The sequence below is a fragment of the Actinomadura soli genome, from assembly GCF_005889715.1.
Classification (GTDB): Bacteria; Actinomycetota; Actinomycetes; order Streptosporangiales; family Streptosporangiaceae; genus Spirillospora; species Spirillospora soli.
The window spans coordinates 1-4,710 of record NZ_VCKW01000417.1; the positions used below are offsets into that span (position 1 = coordinate 1).

Annotated in this window: 5 protein-coding genes; 2 read left to right on the top strand and 3 right to left on the bottom strand. The window is 73.2% G+C overall.

The window, feature by feature from the left end:
- Window positions 1–340: 340 nt before the first annotated feature.
- The 3 genes from ETD83_RS39500 to ETD83_RS39510 all read right to left on the bottom strand — a co-directional run bounded on the left by ETD83_RS39500 (window position 341) and on the right by ETD83_RS39510 (window position 2,552).
- Window positions 341–1,135, bottom strand: coding sequence for an SCO1664 family protein (locus ETD83_RS39500; protein WP_138650358.1), 795 nt, complete (start codon window positions 1,133–1,135; stop codon window positions 341–343).
- 120 nt (window positions 1,136–1,255) lie between these two features.
- The gene (locus tag ETD83_RS39505) at window positions 1,256–1,804 is read right to left on the bottom strand and encodes a DUF3090 domain-containing protein (protein ID WP_138650360.1); all 549 of its coding nucleotides are present in this window, start codon (window positions 1,802–1,804) and stop codon (window positions 1,256–1,258) included.
- A gap of 10 nt (window positions 1,805–1,814) precedes the next feature.
- Window positions 1,815–2,552, bottom strand: a complete 738-nt coding sequence (locus ETD83_RS39510; RefSeq protein ID WP_138650362.1) for a histidine phosphatase family protein — start codon at window positions 2,550–2,552, stop codon at window positions 1,815–1,817.
- A gap of 75 nt (window positions 2,553–2,627) precedes the next feature.
- Here ETD83_RS39510 and ETD83_RS39515 point away from each other — a divergent pair, with 75 nt between their 5' ends.
- A complete protein-coding gene (locus tag ETD83_RS39515) occupies window positions 2,628–3,599 on the top strand; it encodes a magnesium and cobalt transport protein CorA (RefSeq protein WP_138650364.1) in 972 nt (323 codons plus the stop codon).
- Between the two features lie 50 nt (window positions 3,600–3,649).
- Window positions 3,650–4,603: an aldo/keto reductase gene (locus ETD83_RS39520; RefSeq protein WP_138650366.1), complete on the top strand. Its 954-nt coding sequence runs from the start codon at window positions 3,650–3,652 to the stop codon at window positions 4,601–4,603.
- Window positions 4,604–4,710: the final 107 nt, after the last annotated feature.

Genomic DNA, 4,710 nt, shown 5'->3' on the forward strand with positions numbered 1-4,710 from the left:
GGCCCCTCCCACTCCCGCGCGACGAACTCGTCCCGCACACCGACAAGCAGCACAGGAACGGGGGAAGACGGATCCACACTGATGATCGCCGTGCACATGCCCCCAATTGCACCACCCACCCCGATTCGCCCGAAGACCGGGGTCAACCTCCACCCTGGACGGGTCACGACACGGTTCTTGGACGGCACCTCAGCCGACGGTTACGGGCAGGCACGCGGAGCGAGCGCCAGCGAGCGCAGCGGGCATGCCCGGCCGCGTCCCCGCAGCGCCGGGAGCGCCAGCGACCGGAGCGAGGAGACCCGTGCCGCGCAGCCGGGGGGCGCGGGGGGCGCCCCCCGATTTACAAGGGCGGCCAGGGAATCGCCGGCCAGTCCTCCGGGGGGTAGGGGTGGATGCGGTGCTTGAGCATCAGCTCGACGCGGCGGCGGGTGGCGTCGACCTCCTCGGAGGTGAGGAGCTCGGAGAGGCGGGCGCCGAGCGCGCCGCCGGCCAGGCCGTCCCGGACGCGGCCGAGGGCCTCCAGCGCCTCGGGTGACAGGGGCTTGCCGCGCCACTGCCACAGCACCGTGCGGAGCTTGTACTCGACGGAGAAGCACACGCCGTGGTCGCAGCCGTAGACGCGGCCGTCGCCGGGCGGCAGCAGGTGGCCGATCTTGCGGTCGGCGTTGTTGACGACGGCGTCGAACACCGCCATGCGGCGGACGGCGTCGTCGTCGTCGGAGCGGGACAGGGCGACGAGGTCGATGTCGGGGTCGGGTTCCACCCACAGCTGCACCATGCCGGGCCCGTAGGGGCCGTCGCGGTGGACGGTGGGCGGGACGGTGCCCCAGCCCATGGTCTTGGACACCTCGTAGGCGGCGACCTCGCGCTCGGCGAGGGTGCCGTCCGGGAAGTCCCACAGGGGGCGCTCCCCCGCGACGGGCTTGTAGACGCAGGCGGCGGACTGCCCGTCGTGCTCGATCGAGCAGTAGAGGGTGGCGTTGGAGGCCTGGACGAGCCGTCCCTCCACGCTGAGCCGCCCGCCGCGCAGCAGCCCCTCGGCGGCGGCGACGTCGCGGGGGGAGACCGGGCATCGGGGCGCGCCGCCTCCGGCGGCGTCGCCCGCAGGCGCCCGGTCCCGGGAGGACTGCGTCATGCGCTCATTCTTCCGGCCACGCCGTCCATGATCCAGCACAACGGGCCCATTTCGTCCGCGGCGGGCCGGAACCCGCGCCACGCGGCGCGCGTCCGGACGGAACGGGCTCGGGACGTCATCTCAGCCGAGGTATCCGTTCTGGCGGGGGCACACGTGGCCCTCGGTGTCGAGGGGCAGGCCGCACAGCGGGCAGGGCGGGCGCCCGGCGGCGACGACCTTCAGGGCCCGCTCGGCGAACGCGCGGGCCTGCGCGGCGCTGATCCGCACCCGCAGCACGGCGATGGCGGGGTCGTCCTCGCCGACCTCGGTCTCCTCCTCGGCCTCGGTGACCTCCTGCGCCTCGATGACGACCTGCTCGTCGTCGGGGTCCCACGCCAGCGCCATCGTGCCGACCTTGAACTCCTCCTCGACCGGCTGGTCGAGCGGGTCGTCGTCGACCAGTTCCGACGGGGTGACGGCCGGCACGGGGGCCTCCCCGCCGCTGCGCCGCAGTACCTCGTCGAGCAGCTCCTCCAGCCGCTCGGCGAGCAGTGTGACCTGGAACTTCTCCAGCCCGACGCTCGTGACGCGGCGCCCGGAGCGGGCCTGCAGGTAGAACGCGCGGTCGCCGGGCCGCCCGACGGCGCCCGCGACGAAGCGCTCCGGCAGGTCGTAGGAGATGACGGGCATGACAAAGACCCTACGCGCCGCCGCCTGGGACCGCGTCATCCGGCCCGAGTCCCTCTTTCCCGGCGTTTTCGCCGGACGTTTCGGGCACGAGACCGGCGATGTCGCCGCCGGTGTCGTTGACGCGGACGACGAACGGGCGCGTTTCGGTGTAGCGGATCACGGTGAGCGACGCCGGGTCGGCCTGGATCCGCTGGAACTGGTCGAGGTGGAGGCCGAGCGCGTCGGCGACGACCGCCTTGATGATGTCGCCGTGGCTGCACACGGCGTAGAGGGCGTCGGGGCCGTGCTCGGCGGCGATCCGCTCGTTCCAGTCGCGGACGGCGGTGACGGCGCGGTGCTGCGCGGCCGCGAGCGACTCCCCCGCCTCGCCGGGGAACCGGACGGCGGACGGGTGGGCCTGCACGACCCGCCACAGGGGCTCTTCGGCGAGTTCCTTGAGGGGACGGCCCGTCCAGTCGCCGTAGCGGACCTCGCCGAACCGCTCGTCCGTCTCGACCTTCTCGGCGGGGACGCCGTGCCCGGCCGGGCGCCGGGCTGCGCGCGCGGCGGCGATCGCCTCGGCGGTCTCGGCGCAGCGTTCGAGGGGGCTGCTCACGATGGCGGCGAGCGGCAGCGGCGCCATGCGTTCGGCGAGCGCGGCGGCCTGCGCGCGGCCCCGCTCGTCGAGGTGGACCCCGGGCGTCCACCCGGCCAGGAAGGGGCCGGTCATCGCGGTCAGGCCATGCCTTACCAGGAGAAGCGTCGTCACAGCGGCCACTCTAGGAGATGACCGCCATCGCGGGACGCGGACCGTCCGCGGCGCGGATGCGGGAGAATGCGCGGTGTGATTGTGGACAAGGCCATCTACACCAACGGGACGCGCCGCGACATCGACGGCGACATCAGCGACGCCTTCGACCTCGCCCGCGAGGAAGGCGACTGTTTTGTCTGGATCGGCCTGTTCGAACCCAACGAGGACGAGTTCGCGCTGGTCAGCGACGAGCTGCAGCTGCATCCCCTCGCCGCCGAGGACGCCGTGTCCGCGCACCAGCGGCCGAAGATGGAACGCTACGACGACACGCTGCTCATCGTGCTGAAGACGCTGTCCTACATCGACGAGACGTCCGACATCGAGGTCGGCGAGATCATGGTGTTCCTCGGCCCGGACTTCGTCATCACCGTCCGGCACGGCGCGGGCAACCCGCTCAGGCCCGTCCGCAAGCGGCTCGAGGACTCGCCGGAGCTGCTCAAGCACGGCGCCACGGCCGTCCTGTACGCGGTGTGCGACGAGGTCGTCGACCGGTACGGCATCGTCGCCCACGAGGTCGAGATCGACATCATCGGGCTGGAGAAGGCCGTGTTCAACCCGGGCGCGCGCGACGTCACCGAGGACGTCTACTCCCTCAAGCGGGAGGTGCTGGAGTTCCGCGGCGCGGAGGACCCGCTGATCCCGGTGCTGCAGGAGATCGCGAAGGGGCGGGTCGCCGAGTGCGGCTCCACCCAGGAGTACTTCCGCGACGTCCTGGACCACCTGCTGCGCGTCGACGGGCAGGTCGACGCGCACAACGAGCTGCTCAACAGCGTCCTGACCGCGCATCTGGCGCTGCTCGGCAAGCAGCAGAACGAGGACATGCGGAAGATCTCCGCGTGGGCCGCGATCATCGCGGTGCCGACCGCGATCGCCGGGATCTACGGCATGAACTTCGAGCACATGCCCGAGCTGAAGTGGACGTGGTCGTACCCGGTCGTGCTGGCGTTGATCGCGGTGATCTGCGTGCTGCTGTTCCGGCGCCTGCGCCGGAGCGGCTGGCTCTAGCCCGGAGCGGTCGGCTCCGGTCCGGCGGCGGACCGATACATTGACCGCCTATGAAGGAGCGTCACCTCGGGCGGAGCGGGTTGCTGGTGTCCCGGCTGGGCCTCGGCACCATGACCTGGGGGCGGGACACCGGCCCGGAGGAGGCCGCGGCACAGCTCGTCGCGTTCGTGGAGGCCGGGGGCACCCTGGTCGACACCGCCGACGTGTACAACGACGGCGACAGCGAGCGGATCCTCGGGCACCTGCTGCGCGAGCTCGTCGACCGGGACGGCGTCGTCGTCGCGACCAAGGCCGCGATCAGGCCGGACGGCCGCTACGACGGGTCCCGGCGGCATCTGCTCCGCGCCCTGGACGCCTCCCTCGACCGTATGGACCTCGACTACGTCGACCTGTGGCAGCTGCACGTGTACGACCCGGCGACGCCGCTGGAGGAGACGCTGTCGGCGCTGGACGAGGCCGTCGCGTCCGGCCGGGCCCGGTACGCCGGCGTGTCCAACTACGCGGGCTGGCAGGTCGCCAAGGCCGCCGCGTGGCAGCGCGCCTGGCCGGGCCGCGCGCCCGTGGTGTCCGCGCAGCTGGAGTACTCGCTGCTGAGCCGCGACATCGAGCGTGAGGTCGTGCCCGCGGCGCTGGACGCCGGGGCGGGGCTGCTGCCGTCGTCGCCGCTCGGCCGGGGCGTCCTGACGGGCAAGTACCGCACCGGCATCCCCGCCGGGTCGCGCGCAGCCGCCTCGCACTACGCCGACTTCGTCCAGCCGTACCTGGACGACGAGTGCGCCCGCATCGTGGAGTCGGTGGTGACGGCCGCGGAGGGGCTCGGCCGCTCGCCGCTCGCGGTCGCGCTCGCCTGGGTCCGCGACCGGCCGGGGGTCGCCGCGCCGGTCGCCGGCGCCCGGACGGCGGCGCAGCTGGGCGCCATACTGGAGAGCGAGGACCTCACGCTGCCGCAGGAGATCCGGGCGGCGCTGGACGACGTCTCCGACACCGCGACGGGAAGCCCGTGACCGACACCCCTGAGCACCCCTCTGGGCACCGCTCCGAAGGCGACGGCGCGCCGTCCGCGGCCGAGCGGGCCGCGCGCGCCGAGGAGGCGATGCGCGCCGCCGAGGCC